Below are 713 nucleotides of genomic sequence, written 5' to 3' on the forward strand. Positions count from 1 at the left end.
GGTTAACGCACCGGATTGTGGCTCCGGCATTCGTGGGTTCGATTCCCACCGTTCGCCCCATTCTAAATTAGAAGAAGTATAGCTCTTCACAATGAGCTAATACATGTATATAATAGAAATGGCTATAATTTAATGATATTATTGGGGTATAGCCAAGCGGTAAGGCAACGGATTTTGATTCCGTCATGCGTAGGTTCGAATCCTGCTACCCCAGCCATTTTGCGGAAGTAGTTCAGTGGTAGAACACCACCTTGCCAAGGTGGGGGTCGCGGGTTCGAATCCCGTCTTCCGCTCCAACTTGTTTCTGGCGGCATAGCCAAGTGGTAAGGCAGAGGTCTGCAAAACCTTTATCACCGGTTCAAATCCGGTTGCCGCCTCCAGAATATATGCCGGTGTGGCGGAATTGGCAGACGCGCACGACTCAAAATCGTGTTCCTTCTGGAGTGTCGGTTCGACCCCGACCACCGGTATCATGATACTGCTTGCCAATGCAGTGAAATCAACGTTTCTTACACTATGTAAGGAACGTTTTTTATTTATCTCCAATACGTTCTTACAAAAATAATTGTGTACATAAAATCGTGTGCGTACCCCTGTCATAAACAAGGAGTAATTTAAATGGCAAGGCGTACAAAAAAATTATCTAATGCGGAATTATTATCATTAACAAAGCAAAAGTAATAAAGGATTGATTTCTAAACGGCACTTTCTTT

At 43.9% G+C, this 713-nt stretch carries 4 tRNA genes; all 4 read left to right on the forward strand.

From position 1 onward, the window contains the following. Positions 1–142 precede the first annotated feature (142 nt). The 4 genes from RZN25_18480 (at position 143) to RZN25_18495 (ending at position 470) form a co-directional block, all read left to right on the forward strand. A tRNA-Gln gene (locus RZN25_18480) sits at positions 143–217 on the forward strand. 4 nt (positions 218–221) lie between these two features. Then, positions 222–296, forward strand: a tRNA-Gly gene (locus tag RZN25_18485). Between the two features lie 10 nt (positions 297–306). Then, positions 307–380: transfer RNA gene (locus RZN25_18490), tRNA-Cys, on the forward strand. An 8-nt stretch (positions 381–388) separates the two neighbouring features. After that, positions 389–470: transfer RNA gene (locus RZN25_18495), tRNA-Leu, on the forward strand. Positions 471–713 lie beyond the last annotated feature (243 nt).

It is taken from the genome of Bacillaceae bacterium S4-13-56, assembly GCA_040191315.1.
Lineage (GTDB): Bacteria > Bacillota > Bacilli > Bacillales > JAWJLM01 > JAWJLM01.